This window comes from Billgrantia sulfidoxydans, from assembly GCF_017868775.1.
In the GTDB taxonomy this organism is placed as follows: Bacteria; Pseudomonadota; Gammaproteobacteria; order Pseudomonadales; family Halomonadaceae; genus Halomonas; species Halomonas sulfidoxydans.
Map to the genome: position 1 here is coordinate 3,524,415 of NZ_CP053381.1, position 14,583 is coordinate 3,538,997.

Consider the following 14,583-nt stretch of genomic DNA (forward strand, 5'->3'; position numbering starts at 1 on the left):
CCATGAAACTGCTGGTCATCAACCCCAATATCTCGGGCGACGTGACTCGCCTGATCGAATCCGAGGCGCGTCGCAGCATTCGACCGGGGACCGAGCTGACCCTGGCCACCGCCCCGTTCGGGGTGGCCTACATCGAAACGCGCGCCGAGGCCCAGGTCGGCGGCTATGCCGCCATGCAGGTCGCCGCCGAGCGCTACGCCGATCACGACGCGGTCGTGGTCGCGGCGTTCGGCGACCCGGGCCTTGCCGCGCTGCGCGAGATCCTGCCGATCCCGGTGGCGGGCATGACCGAATCGGCGCTGGTCAGCGCCTGCCAGCGAGGCAGCCGCTTCTCCGTCATCGCCATCTCCCAGCGCATCCAGGCCTGGTACCGCGAAACCATCGCCGCCTACGGGTTCAGCGAGCGGCTGGCCAGTATCCGCGCCCTCGACGAGCCGCTCGCTCACATCGGCACGGTGCAGGAGGACCAAGGGGAGCGCCTGGTCGCCCTGGCGGAGCGCGCGGTCTTCCACGACGGGGCAGACGTGCTGATCCTTGCCGGCGCCCCCTTGGCGGGCCTGGCGCGCAGCGTCGCCGAGCGCCTGCCGGTGCCTGCCCTGGACGGTGTCACCTGCGCGATGCACCAGGCCCAGGCGATGGTCGACCTCGGCGCCGCCGCCCCTACCGCCGGCAGCTTCGCACCGCCCCCCGAGAAACCCTGCCAGGGGCTTCCCGAGCCGCTCGCCAGGCTCATGGGACGGCGCACGGCAGCCCCCGTGTCAACGCTCGGTTGATTGTGTCCCGCGCGACAATTCGGAGACAATCGACCCGTCTCCTCAGCAGAGAGGAATGGAAGACATGACGATGGAAGGTGCCGCCCTGCTCGGGCGACGACGCATCACGACCCCCTCGCTGGCAGAGGAAGCCTATGAGGCGCTGCACGACTTGATCGTTCATGGGCGCCTGGCACCCGGCCAGCGCCTCAGCGAGCCGGAGCTGTGCGAGCAGCTCGGCATCTCGCGCACGCCGCTGCGCGAGGCCTTGAAGATGCTGGCCGCCGACGGTCTGGTGACCCTGCGCCGCAATCGCAATGCCCAGGTCTCGCTGATCGAGCCGGAGGAGCTGAAGCACCTCTTCGAGGTGGAAGCCGGGCTGGAGAGCCTGGCCGCCAGCCTCGCCGCCAAGCGCATGACCAACACCGAACTCAAGCGGCTGGAGACGCTCCAGGAGCGCCTGGAGCGGCTGCTGGAGAAGGGCGACCGGAACGCCTATTTCGAGCTCAACCAGCGCATTCACGGGCTGATCGTGTCCGGGGCCAAGAACCCGGTGCTCGAGGAGACCCACCGCAGCCTGCTGGGCCGGCTGGAGCGGGCACGCTACCTGGCGCTGGATCATCTCGGGCGCTGGGAGGAGTCCACGCGTGAGCACCGCGAGATCCTGGAAGCGCTCAAGGCCCGGGACAGCGACCTCGCCCGCCGCCTGCTGGCGGATCACGTCCAGCACACCGGCGATGCCATCGCCGCCATCAACCGCCCTCGCCACTGACGCGCCCGGCGAGCCTCCTCGCGGTGGGCTCGCTGAGTCATCGGCGCATCGTTCGCCCGGGCTTCAGTCCAGGGTGACGCGCAGCGCCAGCGGGTACTCGTCGCAGTTGTTGCCTTCACCGCCGCGATCCAACACCAGGAATTCCCCTTCACGCTCGAGCACCGACTGGATGGCATGCCAGGTGCCGGCGCGGTAGTTGACGCCCTGGCGCCCGTCGGTGACGAAGGCGCGCACCTCGGCCGGGTCGATGGTCTCGCCCGGCGGCGCCACCACGATCACGAAGCGCTCCTCGTGCAGCGGCATGAAGGCCTGGCTGCCCTGGGGATGGCGCTCGAGGAAGTCGAGCTCCAGCGGGATCGACACGGGCTGGCTGACGAAGATGCTGATCAGCGCCCTCGCCTGCTCGCCCAGGGTCTCGACCCTGGCCAGGTCGTGGTAGCGCCGGGTGCGCCCCGCGTTGATGTGAAAGTAGTCCGCCGTGCGGGTGTCGATGACATCGCCGAAGGGCGCGAAGGCCTCAGGCGTCAACGGCTCGGCTTTGAGCTCCAGCATGTTAGCCCCTCGAGTGCAGTACACCGGGGCTGTTCCGGCGGCAGGCCTGCGGGGAGGCGCTGTGAACCCACCCCTGGGCGCTACTTTTGCCATTCCTGGCAAAAGACCTCCTCTTCGGCCTGCCCCCGGCGCCCCTAACGTCGCTGAGATTCGGAAAAACTCGGTAATACTAATGCAAGTCCGCTACGCCTTAGCGAGCACCAAGCCGCAGCGCCGCGTGGCGGTTTACGTCTTTATAGAGCAAATAGCGGAACGGCCCCGGGCCGCCGGCATAGCAGGCCTGCGGACAGAAGGCGCGCAGCCACATGAAATCCCCCGCCTCGACCTCGACCCACTCCTGGTTGAGGTGGTACACCGCCTTGCCCTCGAGCACATAGAGGCCGTGTTCCATGACGTGGGTCTCGTCGAAGGGAATCACTCCCCCGGGCTGGAAGGTGACGATGTTGACGTGCATGTCGTGGCGCACGTCGCCGGGGTCGACGAAGCGGGTGGTGGCCCAGCGCCCCTCGGTGTCCGGCATCTCGCTCGGCGCGATGTCGTTCTCGTTGGTGACGAACGCCTCGGGCACCTCGATGCCCTCGACGAACTCGTAGGCCTTGCGCACCCAATGGAAGCGCACCGGCGCCGCGGATTCGTTGCGCAGCTGCCAGTGGCAGCCCGGCGGCAGGAAGGCGTAGCCGCCTGGCGTCATCTCGTGGCGCTCGCCGGCGATGGTCAGCGTCATCTCGCCTTCCAACACGAACAGCACCCCCTCGGCGGCGGGATCGAGCTCGGGCTTCTCACTGCCCCCGCCGGGCCCCACCTCCATGATGTATTGCGAGAAGGTCTCGGCGAAGCCGGAGAGCGGGCGCGCCAGCACCCACAGCCGGGTCTGCTCCCAGAACGGCAGGTTGCTGGTGACGATGTCGCGCATCACCCCCTTGGGGATGAAGGCGTAGGCCTCGGTGAACACCGCCCGGTCGGAGAGCAGCTGGGTCTGGGGCGGGTGTCCGCCGTGGGGGGCGTAATAGGTGCGTTGGCTCATGAGAGGTCCTTGATGAGATTGGGCCAACCTTAGCCGCTCTCGGGGCTACCCCGGGAACAGACCTTCGAGGAGGCGCTGTGAACCCATCCCTGGGCGCTACATTTGCCAACCATGGCAAATGACCTCCTCTTCGGTCTGTCCCCGGCGCCCCTCGTCAGCCAGCCAGGCTGCCTTGTCGGGATTAGACGTCAGCGCGCCGGCGCCGGGTGGTGCTCGATCCAGTGTCGCGCGATGTCGATGCGCCGCGTCACCCACACCCGATCGTGCGCCTCGATGTGGTCGAGGAAGCGCTGCAGGGCGCGGAAGCGGCCGGGGCGCCCGAGCAACCGGCAGTGCATGCCCACCGAGAGCATCTTGGGCGACTCTTCCCCTTCCGCGTACAGAACGTCGAAGGCGTCGCGCAGGTAGGTGAAGAAGTGATCGGCGGTGTTGAAGCCCTGGGGGGCGGCGAAGCGCATGTCGTTGCTGTCCAGGGTATAGGGTACGATCAGGTGGTCGTGCTCGCTGCCCTGGCTGTCGGTCACCCGGCTCCAGAACGGCAAGTCGTCGCCGTAGTAGTCGCTGTCGTAGAGGAAGCCGCCCTCATCGAGTATCAGGCGCCGGGTGTTGGGGCTGTCGCGGCCGGTATACCAACCCTGCGGCTTCTCGCCGTAGAGGCGCTGGAAAATCTCCATGGCGCGCTGCAGGTGCTCGCGCTCGACGTGCTCCGGCACCTCCTGGTAGTGGATCCAGCGATAGCCGTGGCAGGCGATCTCGTGGCCCAGCTCCCTGAAGGCGTGCGCCACCTCGGGGTGGCGCTCCAGCGCCATGGCCACACCGAACACCGTCAGCGGCAGGCCACGACGCTCGAACTCGCGCAGGATGCGCCACACGCCCGCACGCGAGCCGTACTCGTAGATCGACTCCATGCTGAGGTGGCGATCGGGATAGGCGGCCGCCCCGATGATCTCGGAGAGGAACTGCTCGGAGCCGGCATCACCATGCAGGACGCAGTTCTCCCCACCCTCTTCGTAGTTGAGCACGAACTGTACGGCGATCCTGGCTTGCCCCGGCCAGTTGGCGTGGGGCGGGGTACGGCCGTAGCCGATCAGGTCGCGGGGATAGTCATGACTATCACGCATGGCACTTCCTCTTGTTCTCGTTGGCAGGGGGTGGTGCTAGCTGCTGCCGAAGCGGCCCTGCCTGACAAAGTGTATACAATACAGAAAATAGACTGTATCCACAAAGGTTGCAACAGGCTGTCCCACCCATACGCCGGCGGCCTTGTCAGCGGTTACGTCCGGCGGTTTTATCCGTCCCTGACGCCTGCATAACAGCCCGCCAGATGCCGAAATCCTGTCACGCCGAACCCTCTTTGTATACAAAAATTCGCGACCACTGCAACCCTGAAAGCCAAACTGCCCGCTGGCGGCAGGCCGGCACCTCGACGCCGGGACACCCGGCAGCGAGTCAGCCAACATACTGAAGATCAGAATGTATACACTTTACGGAAGATAAAGTCGTCACTTCGCCTTCAACCCCCTTGCTCTCTACCTTTGTCTAAGAGGCCAGGTGTGTCACGAAGTGCCTCGATATAGATATAAACCATTGAAAATAAAAACCTATATCTGAAATCTCGGGAACCGAAGGAAATCCTTGCGTCGTAGTGGCGCCAGGTCTATTTTGTGTACAAAGAGATTTTTTATTGTTCACAAGAAAAGTTCGGAGTTCGCGATGCGCCTACGCCTCATCAATCCCAACACCACGACCGCCATGACCGACAAGATCGGCGAGGCGGCACGACGCGTTGCGGCACCCGGCACCACCGTGGTGGCGACCCAGCCGGCCGATGGCCCGGTGTCGATCGAGAGCCACTTCGACGAAGCCATCAGCGCGGTGGGCGTTGCGGAAGAGGTACTGGCAGGCGAGAGGGAGGCCACCGACGCCTACGTGATCGCCTGCTTCGGCGATCCGGGCCTGCTGGCCGCACGCGAGCTGACCCGCGCCCCGGTGATCGGCATTGCCGAGGCGGCCTTCCATATGGCCAGCCTGATCAGCACGCGCTTCTCGGTGGTGACCACCCTGTCGCGCACCGCCATCATCGCCGAGCACCTGCTCGAGCAGTACGGCTTCCGCCATCACTGCCGCCGGATCCGCGCCGCCGAGATACCGGTGCTCGACCTGGAGGAGAACGGCACGGCGGCGCTGGCACGCATCATCGACGAGTGCCACCGCGCCCGCGACGAAGATGGTATCGGCGCCATCGTGCTGGGCTGCGGCGGCATGGCCGACCTGACCGAGACCATTTCCCGCGAGGTCGGCCTGCCGGTGATCGAGGGTGTCACGGCCGCGGTCAAGCTGGCCGAGGCCCTCGTCGGCCTCGGGCTCGGTACCAGCAAGCATGGCGACCTGGCCTTCCCGCGGCCCAAGGCCTTCAGCGGACGCTTCGAGAGGTACTCGAATCTCACACCCGAGCTCTGAGACTCTCTGACCGACAACGACACTCATAACAACGCGCCTTGAGCACGTCTCGCCACAAAGCCCAAGAGCAGCATCGGGCACAACCACAACACAGAGCAACGACTTGCGAGGACAGACCCATGCAACACCCCACCCCACACAGCACGGCGGCCGACCCAGCCTCCTTGGCGGCGGCCGAGTCAGGCGCCACCAAGGCACTGGGCGAGGAGTCGCTGGCCCCGCAGAAGACCCGCATCATGGGGCGCACCTCCTACTTCCTGGCCTGGTTCGGTGGCTGCGTGTCGATCGGCACCTTCGCCATGGGCTCCAGCGTGGTCGGCACCCTCAACCTGATCCAGGCGACCCTGGCCATCGCCATCGGCTGCTTCGTGATCGGCATCGCCCTGGCGCTGAATGGCGCCGCCGGCTACAAGTACGGCATCCCCTTCATGGTGCAGGCGCGCAGCGCCTTCGGCTTCGCCGGCACGCGGCTGCCCGGCCTGGTGCGGGCCGTTCCCGCGGTGGTGTGGTACGGCTTCCAGAGCTGGATCGGCGCCGGGGCGCTGAACATGGTCTCGGCCACCCTGTTCGGCTTCGACAATCTGGTGTTCTACTTCATCGCCTTCCAGTTCCTGCAGATCGGTCTCTCGGTGATGGGGTTCCAGGGCATCAAGTGGCTGGAAAACATCGGCAGCGCCTTCATCCTCGCCTCGCTGGTCTACATGTTCTATGCCACGGTGCAGCGCTACGGTGATGAGCTCTCGACCAGCCTGCTGACCATGGAAGGCTCGTGGGGCATGCCGTTCTGGGGCGCCACCATGCTGTTCCTGGGCATCTACAGCACCATGATGCTCAACGTCAGCGACTATTCACGCGAGCACAAGGAGGGCACCGGCCCGGGGATCCTCACCACCATCTACGCCATGTCGATCCTGCCCTGCACGCTGTTCATGGGCCTGATCGGCTACATGGTCTCCGAGGCCACCGGCACCGCCGACCCCATCCAAGTCTTTGCCAACGCGGTAGACAACACGCCGCTGCTGATGACCACGCTGCTGTTCATCGCCTTCGCCCAGGTCACCACCAACGTGCTCAACAACGTGGTGCCGCCGACCTACGTGCTGATGGACGTGTTCAAGCTCAAGTTCACCACCTCTTCGGTCATCGTCGGCCTGCTGGCCTTCGCCACCTTCCCCTGGAAGCTGGTGCAGCCCGATTCCGCGGCCGGCCTGCAGCTCTTCGTGCAGACCTACTCAGCCTTCCTCGGCCCGATCTTCGCCGTCTTGGTGGTCGACTATTACCTGATTCGCCGCCGCACCCTGGACCTCGGCAAGCTCTACGACGAGAACGGCCCCTACCAGGGCGTCAACAAAGCGGCACTGGTCGCCACCGCCGTGGGCATCGCAGCGGCGCTGACATTCTCCGCCGTGTCGTGGTACGCCAGCCTGATCCCGGCCGGCCTGACCTATTATCTGCTAATGAAGCATTGGGCCCCCTGCCAGCGCTTCCGTCAGTGATCCATCGCTGCCCCGTCGCCCTCCGGCCATGCCGGAAGGGCGACGCCCCATGACAACAACGGTGACGACGATGAAAGAGAACGAGCTGGACATCCAGCGTATCGATCCGACGCTTTACAACGCCGACCTCGCCCCACTGAAACACAAGGACCGCAACTGGGGGGCCTTCGAGATCTTCAATGTGTGGTCCAACGACATCCAGAGCCTGTTCGGCTATACCCTGGCGGCCTCGCTGTTCCTGAGCTATGGGCTCAACGGCTGGGCGGTAATGGCGGCGATCATTCTCGCCGGCGTCATCGTCATGGTGCTGGTCAATCTGACCGGCAAGCCCAGCGTCAAGTACGGCATCCCCTTCCCGGTCATGGTCCGCGCCAGCATGGGGGTGCGCGGCGCCAACCTCCCGGCCATGCTGCGCGCTATCATCGGTATCTTCTGGTACGGCGTGCAGACCTATTTCGCCTCCACCGCGGTAGCGCTGCTGATCACCGCGCTGTTCGGCGCCGGCAATGGGGCTACCTTCCTGGGACTTTCCAGTGTGGCCTGGATCTCGTTCGTGATCGTCTGGCTGTTCCAGATCGCGATCTTCTGGCAGGGCATCGAACGCATCAAGCACTTCCTCAACTGGGCGGGCCCGCTGGTCTACGTGGTGATGGTGGCGCTGATGATCGTGGTCTGGTACCAGGCCGGCGATGAGCTGCTGCCGGCCATCAGCACCATCTTCAGCGCCGACGCCGATCGCAGCGGTAGCGCCGTAGCCGCCTTCCTGGCCATCGTCGGCACCATGGTCGCCTACTTTGCGGCGGTGGTGATCAACTTCGGCGACTTCACCCGCTTCGTCAGGACCGAACGCCAGATGAAGCTCGGCAATCTGCTGGGGCTGCCGCTCAACGTGGCCTTCTTCTCGTTCATCGCGCTGATCATCACCGCCGGCACCCTGGTGCTGTTCGGCGACGCCCTGACCAACCCGGCCGACATCGTCGAGCGGGTCGACTCGCTGCCGCTGACCATCGTCGCCGCGCTGACCTTCTTTGCCGCCACCGTCGGCATCAACCTGGTGGCCAACTTCATCCCGCCGGCCTACGACCTGGCCAACCTCTTCCCCAGCAAGATCAGCTTCAAGGTGGGCGGCCTGATCACCGCCATCGTGGCCTTCTTCGTCGGCGCGCTGTGGGTCTCGGTGATCAGCCAGATCGGCGTGCCCGGCTTCGTCAACGCGCTCGGCGCCATCGTCGCGCCCTTCTACGGCATCATCGTGGTGGATTACTACCTGGTGAAGCGTCAGCACCTCGACATGCAGCAGCTGTTCTCCTCCGAGCCGGGAAGCGCCTACTACTACGTGAAGGGCTGGAATACCCGGGCGCTGATGGCCTTCGGCTGCGCTGCGCTGTTCTCGATCTCTACCGTGCTGGTGCCGGCGCTAGCCAGCCTCGGCGGCTATGGCTGGATGATTGGTGCCGCGCTCGGCGGTGCTTTCTACTACGGCTTGATGCTGAGCCACCGCCCGGCGGCTGCAACGCCGGCTATCTAAAGCACTTTGGCAAAAAGCGCCTCCGGCCTGGCCGGGGGCGCCTTCCGTTCCGATACCCCGGGTAAGGACATCCGGCGGCTTTCCACGAGGCGGGCCCCAGAGCTTTCAACCGCGGCCGAACAAATTCTGCTTCACCTCGAGCAGATGCTCCTCGAGCAGGCTGCGAGCCACCTCCTCGTCGCGGTCACGCAGGGCCGCCACGATGGCGCGATGCTGCGTCTCGTAGCGCCTGCGTCGCTCGGACGTCAGTGAGATCCGCTTGAGCCGCCCCCATTCGCCCTCCTCCCGCACCATGTTGGTCAACTCCAGGATACGCAGGAAGAAACTGTTGTGGGTGGCTTCGGCAAAGGCCTGATGTAAGGCACCGTCCCAATGCTCGAAGGCCTCGATGCTGTCGGCCGATTCCGAGTGCTCAAGACATTCATCCATGCGAGCGAAATCGGCGGCCGTGGCGAAGCGCACGATCAATGCCACCATCTGGGGCTCGATCAGCACTCGGGCATCCATCAACTGCGCCGGACTCACCTGCTTCACCATGCTTCCGGCGCTCGTCGATACCGCCGTTGAAGCGCTGCTCCTGGGTTCGGGAAGCAGCTCAGCGGCGCGTTCGCTGACGAAGGTGCCGCTGCCCACGACTTGGGTGATCGCCCCCAGCGACTTGAAGTGCCCCAGCACCCGCCTCACCGCACCGCGAGAGGCACCAAAGCGTTCGCTAAGCTCACGCTCCGTGGGCAGCCGATGACCGGGAGGAAAGCGGCCGCTGGCAATCTCACCCTGCACGTAGCGAGCCAGGGCCTTGGCCCCGTCCGAGCGGATGTCGCTCTCGGCTAGCGAGTCCCATGGGCTCCGAGCTGGATTGGTAGATACCGGCCTTTCGCTCACTGAGCATCCTTATCAATGTACTTCATACGAGTCCAATACTTGCAGAATCTAGCCCATTTGGTTTCTCAGGACAAAGATTTCGGCTTGATTAAGTACCAATCTGCTTCTAGCCTCGGACAATGCAGGACCAAAAACAACCAATGGAGATCCAATTTCATGAGATTCGCCACGCTGCGGCCGGCGCCTGACCAGCCGCCCCGCGTCGCCCTGGTCGACGCTGCAGGCCAGCGCTACTGGCCGCTGGACGAGCTGGTGCCCGAGTTCCAGGGCGACATGCAGCAATTGATTCAAGACTGGGCATCACTGGTCCCCCGGATAGCGCCCAGGGGGGAAGGACGCCTCCTCGAAGCCGCTCGCCTCGCGCCCCCCATCCACCCTCATCGGAACATGTTCTGCGTCGGCAAAAATTACTTCGAACACGCGGCAGAATTCAGTGGCTCCGGCTTCGACAGCAGCACCACTGCCGACGACGTGGTGCCCAAGCATCCGATCATCTTCACCAAGGCCTACAACACGCTGATCGCCCATGGTGACGACATTCCCCGCCACGCCGGAATCACCGATCAGCTCGACTACGAGGCGGAGTTCGCCGTCATCATAGGCAAGGGCGGCCGTGGCATCACCAAGAACAATGCCTACCACCATGTCTGGGGCTACACCATCGCCAACGACGTCACCGCCCGCGATCTGCAGAAGAAGCACAAGCAGTGGCATCTCGGCAAGTCGCTGGACGGCCTCTGCCCGATGGGACCGTGGCTCGTCACCGCCGACGAAGTGGACCGCGATCGCGCCTCCATCAAGTGCTGGGTCAACGGTGAACTGCGCCAGGAGGCCCGCCTCGATCAGTTGATCTTCGACGTGCCCACGCTGATCGAGACCCTCTCCGCCGGCATCGAACTCAAGCCCGGCGACGTGATTCTGACCGGCACCCCGGTCGGCGTCGGTATCGGCTTCACTCCGCCCAGGTTCCTCAACAGCGGCGACAGCGTGCGCATCGAGGTCGAGGGCATGGGAGTACTGGAAAACCGGGTCGGCGACTGACCGGCCAGGCTTCAGCACCGGCAATCGGTCTCACAAGTCGCCATCGAGCGCAACAACAACACAGGAGCACGCCATGACCATTCCCGAAACCCCACTGAAGAGTATCACCGCCGCCGCGCTGGTCGCTGCTGGCGGCCTGGCCGTCGCCCCCGCCATGGCGGAGGAGTACTACGCCGGCAAATCCATCGAGATGGTGGTGCCGTTTGGCGAGGGCGGCGCCGCCTACGTAGCCGCGAAGTTCCTAGAACCCTTCTTGGAGGAGCACCTGCCGGGGAACCCGCAGGTCAATGTCAACACGCGCCCAGGCGGCGGCTCGATCCTCGGCGCCAACTGGTTTGAGCAGAATGCCGAGCCGGACGGCGAAACGATTCTATTCACCACCTCCTCCACCTCCAACCCCTTTGTGCTGGGCATGGAGGCCGTGGAGTACGACCTGGCCGCGATGCGCCCGGCCTTCAGCCTGCCCTTCGGTGCCGTGATCTATGTCTCGCCGAGCACCGGCATCGAAACACCGGCGGACCTGCACTCTCCCAACATGCCGCTGATCTACGGTGGCATCGCGGCCGCCGCCAGCGACCTGCCCGTGCTGCTGGCCTTCGAGCTTCTGGAGCTGGACCTGCAAACGGTTCTTGGTTTCGATGGCCGTGGCCCTGCCCGCCTGGCTTTCGAACGCGGTGAAACCAACATCGACTTCCAGTTCACGCCTGCCTACATGTCGCAGGTGGTGGACATGGTCGAGGCCGGCAGCGCAGTGCCGATCATGTCCGGCGGCGCCGTGGGCGACGACGGCACCCTCAGCGCTCGGGACCCGGCGTTCCCCGACTACCCCTCGGTCTACGAGGTGTACGAGGAGCTGAACGGGGAGGCGCCGTCCGGCGTGGAATGGGATGCCTTCCAGGCGATAGGCGCGACTACCTTCAACTTTGGCCTGACCGCCTACCTGCCAAAAGGCACGCCGGACGAGGTCATGGAGGTCTTCGAGGAAGCCATCGCCGCGATCAATGACGATCCCGATTACCAGTCCAAGAGCGAGGAAGCCGTGGGTGGCTACGACCTGCTGCCGGCGTCGACCGTCGCCGACGCGCTGGGCGCCTCGCTGCAGCCCTCCGACGACGTGCGCGACTACCTGCGCGACCTGCTGTCGAACAAGTACGACGTCGAGCTCTGAGCTCATTGCCGAAGCGGCCAGCCGTCCTGCCGGGGCTGGCCGCGTTCGATGCGCCAGTCAAGGAACCACAACGTGTTCGAGAATATCGTTTCGGCCCTGGATCTGCTGTTCCAGCCCGTCCGGCTGCTGGCGCTTTTCGTCGGCATGCTGGCCGGCATGATCTTCGGCATGTTACCGGGGCTGGGTGGGGTCGCCGCCGTGTCGATCCTGCTCCCGTTCATCTACCTGATGGATGGCTACGCCGGCCTGGCTATGCTGCTCGGCGCCATCTCGGTGATCTATACCGCCGACACCATTACCTCGGTGCTGCTCGGCGCGCCGGGCTCACCGGCGTCGGCGCCGACCGCTATCGAAGGTCATGCGCTGGCGAAACAGGGCAAGGCGTCTCTGGCGCTCGGCGTCGGTTTCCTCGCGTCGATGGTCGGCGGACTGTTCGGCGCCCTGATTCTCTCCGTCGCGATTCCCGTCGCCGGGCCGCTGGTGCTGGCGCTGGGCACGCCGGAGCTGTTCATGTTCGCCCTGGTGGGGCTCTGCTTTGCCGCCAGCATGGTCGGCAAGGATCTCGCCGTGGGCCTCGCCGCCGCCTGCTTCGGCATCCTGCTGGGCGTGGTCGGTGCCGCGCCAGCCGCTGCCAACTATCGCTTCATCTTCGGCCAGTCCTACCTGATGGATGGCCTGTCGCTGCCGATCGTGGCGCTCGGGCTGTTCGCCGTGGCCGAACTGATCGGCATGGTCGCCGCGGGCGGCGGCATTGCCGGTAAGCCGACGCCCCTGGGCAAGTGGAGCGACAGCTTTTGCGAGTTCTGGCGCCACCGCTGGCTGGTCTGCCGTGCCTCGGTGATCGGCATTTTCGGCGGCTTCGTGCCTGCGGTGGGTGCCAGCGCCTCCACTTGGATCGCGTACGGCCACGCCCTGAGTTCCACCAAGGACAAGCGCAACTTCGGCAAGGGCGAGATCCGCGGCGTGGCCAGCGCCGAAGGGGCCAACAACGCCACGATCATCTCCGACCTGGTGCCTACGATGCTGTTCAGCGTACCGGGCGGGCCCGCCGCCGCCATCTTCCTCGGCGCGCTGTTCTCGTTCGGCTTCTATCCCGGCCCACGCATGGTCAGCGAGTCGCCGGACCTGATGTACATGATCGTATGGAGCGTGGCGCTGGCCTCGGTGCTGGGGGCCGCCATCTGCTTCGCCGTGACGCCCTACATCGCCCGGCTGACCCGGGTGAACTTCGCGCTGATCGCCGCCCCGCTGCTGTTGATCATGGTCGCCGGCGCCTATCAGGGTACCCGGACCTTCGGCGACATCCTCGCCTTGCTGGCACTCGGCATCCTCGGCTGGCTGATGAAGAATGCCGGCGTCCCACGCGCCCCAGTGCTGGTCGGCTTCGTGCTGGCCACGCCCATGGAGCAGTACTTCTGGCTGACCACCCAGATCCACGGCTTCACCTGGCTGACACGCCCCGGGGTGCTGATCATCGCCTCGCTGATTGTGATTCCGTTGGTGTTGAACGTGGTGCGCCGGCTGCGCCAGCGGTGGAGCGCCGGCCACGACGAACCGCAGCCTCAAACCGCAGCGGATGGCGGCGAGATCGCGAGCCATGACAGCAGCGTCGTCCTGGTCATGGTGTTGCTGATGGTTGCGGTCTTCGGCTATGCACTGGTGGAGATGCTCGGCTTTCGACCCAATGCGCGGCTGATGCCGAGCCTGGGGATCGTGCCGGGCCTGCTGCTCAGCCTCTACCTGCTGGGACGCCAACTGGTCCGGATGCGTCGCCAGGGAGCAGTGGCGAACCTCGCCAGCCGCAAAGAGCTACCCGTGCTTGGCGGCATTCTGCTGTACGGCATCGCCATGTGGCTGATCGGGTTCAATCTGGCCACGCCGTTGCTGCTGGCCTGGCTGCTCATCGGCTGTGCCAGGATGCGCTGGAACTCCGCCCTGCTCTATGGGCTTGCGGTCTATGCCGTCGCTCAAGGCATGTTCGCCATGATGCGCTCCACGCCGCCCCAGGGTGTGCTACTGAACCTGCCCATGCCGTGGTGATCGGATGCGATACACCGCGCCATGAGCGGCATCGAATATCTCCTCAAGCACCGAAGATACGCTGCAGGTCCGGCGTCTCTTCTTCTTCCTCGACGATCGAGAGCGAGGCTTCGATGGCCTTGAGGTGCCGACTCATGAAGGCGGTGGCCCGCTCGCCATTCTTGGCTTCGAGAAAGCCGATCAGGTCGTCGTGGTCGTGGGACTCGCAGCCCAGATGCCCCGAACTGCCGTAAACTGCCAGGATCAGCGATGAGCGCGAGCAGAGCTGGCCGACGAAAGCGGCCAGGGTGGCGTTGCCGGAGAGCTGGGCGAGGCGTTCGTGGAAGGCGGCGGAGAGCTTGATCGCGCGGCTCTGCTCGCCCGACTTGAGCGCCTCGCGCTCGCGCCGGGCCATGTCGCGCAGCTCACGCACGTCCTCGGGCTTGATGCGGCGGGCCACCTCGGGCATCAGGCCGCACTCGACCATCTGGCGGGCATCAAAGACATCCTTGGCCTCGTCGGCGGTAGGCCGCGTGACGCTGGCCCCACGCCTCGGCGTCAGGGTCACGAGCTGCTCCAGAGCCAGGCGCTGCAGGATCTTGCGCACGCCGGTGCGGCTGATGCCGAACACCTCGGCCAGGGCATCCTCGCGCAGACGCGCACCGGGGCGCAGGCGGTGCTCGATGATGGCATCGCTGATCGTGCGGTAGATCGCCTCGTGGCGCTCCGCCCCATCACCGTTCTTGCCCAGGCGCCGGGGCTTCCCCTCGCCCGCCTCGCCATCGGCCAGGCGCTGCCGCTGGTTCATGTTCCTCCCTCCTGGTCTGAGCCCTTCTGCCATTGTATACATAGTCATCCAACTATCGAACCCGCCAGGACGCATACGGCC

13 protein-coding genes are annotated in these 14,583 nt (G+C 65.3%); 8 read left to right on the forward strand and 5 right to left on the reverse strand.

Features of this window, described 5'->3' with window-relative positions; translation table 11 throughout:
- Positions 1-2 precede the first annotated feature (2 nt).
- Both HNO51_RS16230 and HNO51_RS16235 read left to right on the forward strand, forming a co-directional pair.
- The gene (locus HNO51_RS16230) at positions 3-773 is read left to right on the forward strand and encodes an aspartate/glutamate racemase family protein (RefSeq protein WP_197448281.1); all 771 of its coding nucleotides are present in this window, start codon (positions 3-5) and stop codon (positions 771-773) included.
- A gap of 64 nt (positions 774-837) precedes the next feature.
- On the forward strand, positions 838-1,524 hold the full coding sequence (locus HNO51_RS16235) for a GntR family transcriptional regulator (RefSeq protein WP_234283700.1): 687 nt from the start codon (positions 838-840) through the stop codon (positions 1,522-1,524).
- A gap of 63 nt (positions 1,525-1,587) precedes the next feature.
- Here HNO51_RS16235 and HNO51_RS16240 read toward each other — a convergent pair whose 3' ends face one another.
- From HNO51_RS16240 to puuE, 3 genes are all read right to left on the reverse strand, one after another.
- Positions 1,588-2,076, reverse strand: coding sequence for an ureidoglycolate lyase (locus HNO51_RS16240; protein ID WP_209537872.1), 489 nt, complete (start codon positions 2,074-2,076; stop codon positions 1,588-1,590).
- Positions 2,077-2,266: 190 nt separating this feature from the next.
- Positions 2,267-3,100 carry a bifunctional allantoicase/(S)-ureidoglycine aminohydrolase gene (locus HNO51_RS16245; RefSeq protein WP_209537873.1) on the reverse strand — a complete coding sequence of 278 codons (834 nt, stop codon included), beginning with the start codon at positions 3,098-3,100 and terminating at the stop codon, positions 2,267-2,269.
- A 188-nt stretch (positions 3,101-3,288) separates the two neighbouring features.
- Positions 3,289-4,221 carry an allantoinase PuuE gene (gene puuE / locus HNO51_RS16250; protein WP_209537874.1) on the reverse strand — a complete coding sequence of 311 codons (933 nt, stop codon included), beginning with the start codon at positions 4,219-4,221 and terminating at the stop codon, positions 3,289-3,291.
- Positions 4,222-4,813: 592 nt separating this feature from the next.
- On the opposite strand from puuE, the gene HNO51_RS16255 reads away from it, so the two are divergent.
- From HNO51_RS16255 to HNO51_RS16265, 3 genes are all read left to right on the forward strand, one after another.
- A complete protein-coding gene (locus HNO51_RS16255; RefSeq protein WP_197448285.1) occupies positions 4,814-5,560 on the forward strand; it encodes an aspartate/glutamate racemase family protein in 747 nt (248 codons plus the stop codon).
- Between the two features lie 119 nt (positions 5,561-5,679).
- Positions 5,680-7,056, forward strand: a complete 1,377-nt coding sequence (locus HNO51_RS16260; protein ID WP_234283701.1) for an NCS1 family transporter — start codon at positions 5,680-5,682, stop codon at positions 7,054-7,056.
- A gap of 70 nt (positions 7,057-7,126) precedes the next feature.
- Positions 7,127-8,584 (forward strand): NCS1 family nucleobase:cation symporter-1, encoded by a 1,458-nt coding sequence (locus tag HNO51_RS16265; protein ID WP_197448286.1) that lies wholly within the window; start codon positions 7,127-7,129, stop codon positions 8,582-8,584.
- Positions 8,585-8,689: 105 nt separating this feature from the next.
- Here HNO51_RS16265 and HNO51_RS16270 read toward each other — a convergent pair whose 3' ends face one another.
- Positions 8,690-9,466, reverse strand: a complete 777-nt coding sequence (locus HNO51_RS16270; RefSeq protein WP_197448287.1) for a FadR/GntR family transcriptional regulator — start codon at positions 9,464-9,466, stop codon at positions 8,690-8,692.
- Positions 9,467-9,622: 156 nt separating this feature from the next.
- On the opposite strand from HNO51_RS16270, the gene HNO51_RS16275 reads away from it, so the two are divergent.
- From HNO51_RS16275 to HNO51_RS16285, 3 genes are all read left to right on the forward strand, one after another.
- Positions 9,623-10,507: a fumarylacetoacetate hydrolase family protein gene (locus tag HNO51_RS16275; protein ID WP_209537875.1), complete on the forward strand. Its 885-nt coding sequence runs from the start codon at positions 9,623-9,625 to the stop codon at positions 10,505-10,507.
- Between the two features lie 73 nt (positions 10,508-10,580).
- Positions 10,581-11,675 (forward strand): type 2 periplasmic-binding domain-containing protein, encoded by a 1,095-nt coding sequence (locus HNO51_RS16280; RefSeq protein ID WP_209537876.1) that lies wholly within the window; start codon positions 10,581-10,583, stop codon positions 11,673-11,675.
- 72 nt (positions 11,676-11,747) lie between these two features.
- Positions 11,748-13,715 carry a tripartite tricarboxylate transporter permease gene (locus tag HNO51_RS16285; protein WP_209537877.1) on the forward strand — a complete coding sequence of 656 codons (1,968 nt, stop codon included), beginning with the start codon at positions 11,748-11,750 and terminating at the stop codon, positions 13,713-13,715.
- 43 nt (positions 13,716-13,758) lie between these two features.
- Here the strand turns inward: HNO51_RS16285 and HNO51_RS16290 are convergent, their stop codons facing one another.
- Entirely contained in the window at positions 13,759-14,502 is a 744-nt protein-coding gene (locus HNO51_RS16290; protein WP_197448291.1) for a GntR family transcriptional regulator, read from the reverse strand.
- Positions 14,503-14,583: the final 81 nt, after the last annotated feature.

Bases quoted from the DNA above. Each gene is read 5' to 3' on its own strand.
- puuE (WP_209537874.1), bottom strand. From the start codon at position 4,221: ATGCGTGATAGTCATGACTATCCCCGCGACCTGATCGGCTACGGCCGT.
- HNO51_RS16275 (WP_209537875.1), top strand. From the start codon at position 9,623: ATGAGATTCGCCACGCTGCGGCCGGCGCCTGACCAGCCGCCCCGCGTC.
- HNO51_RS16260 (WP_234283701.1), top strand. From the start codon at position 5,680: ATGCAACACCCCACCCCACACAGCACGGCGGCCGACCCAGCCTCCTTG.
- HNO51_RS16235 (WP_234283700.1), top strand. From the start codon at position 838: ATGACGATGGAAGGTGCCGCCCTGCTCGGGCGACGACGCATCACGACC.
- HNO51_RS16230 (WP_197448281.1), top strand. From the start codon at position 3: ATGAAACTGCTGGTCATCAACCCCAATATCTCGGGCGACGTGACTCGC.
- HNO51_RS16245 (WP_209537873.1), bottom strand. From the start codon at position 3,100: ATGAGCCAACGCACCTATTACGCCCCCCACGGCGGACACCCGCCCCAG.
- HNO51_RS16280 (WP_209537876.1), top strand. From the start codon at position 10,581: ATGACCATTCCCGAAACCCCACTGAAGAGTATCACCGCCGCCGCGCTG.
- HNO51_RS16240 (WP_209537872.1), bottom strand. From the start codon at position 2,076: ATGCTGGAGCTCAAAGCCGAGCCGTTGACGCCTGAGGCCTTCGCGCCC.
- HNO51_RS16265 (WP_197448286.1), top strand. From the start codon at position 7,127: ATGAAAGAGAACGAGCTGGACATCCAGCGTATCGATCCGACGCTTTAC.
- HNO51_RS16255 (WP_197448285.1), top strand. From the start codon at position 4,814: ATGCGCCTACGCCTCATCAATCCCAACACCACGACCGCCATGACCGAC.
- HNO51_RS16290 (WP_197448291.1), bottom strand. From the start codon at position 14,502: ATGAACCAGCGGCAGCGCCTGGCCGATGGCGAGGCGGGCGAGGGGAAG.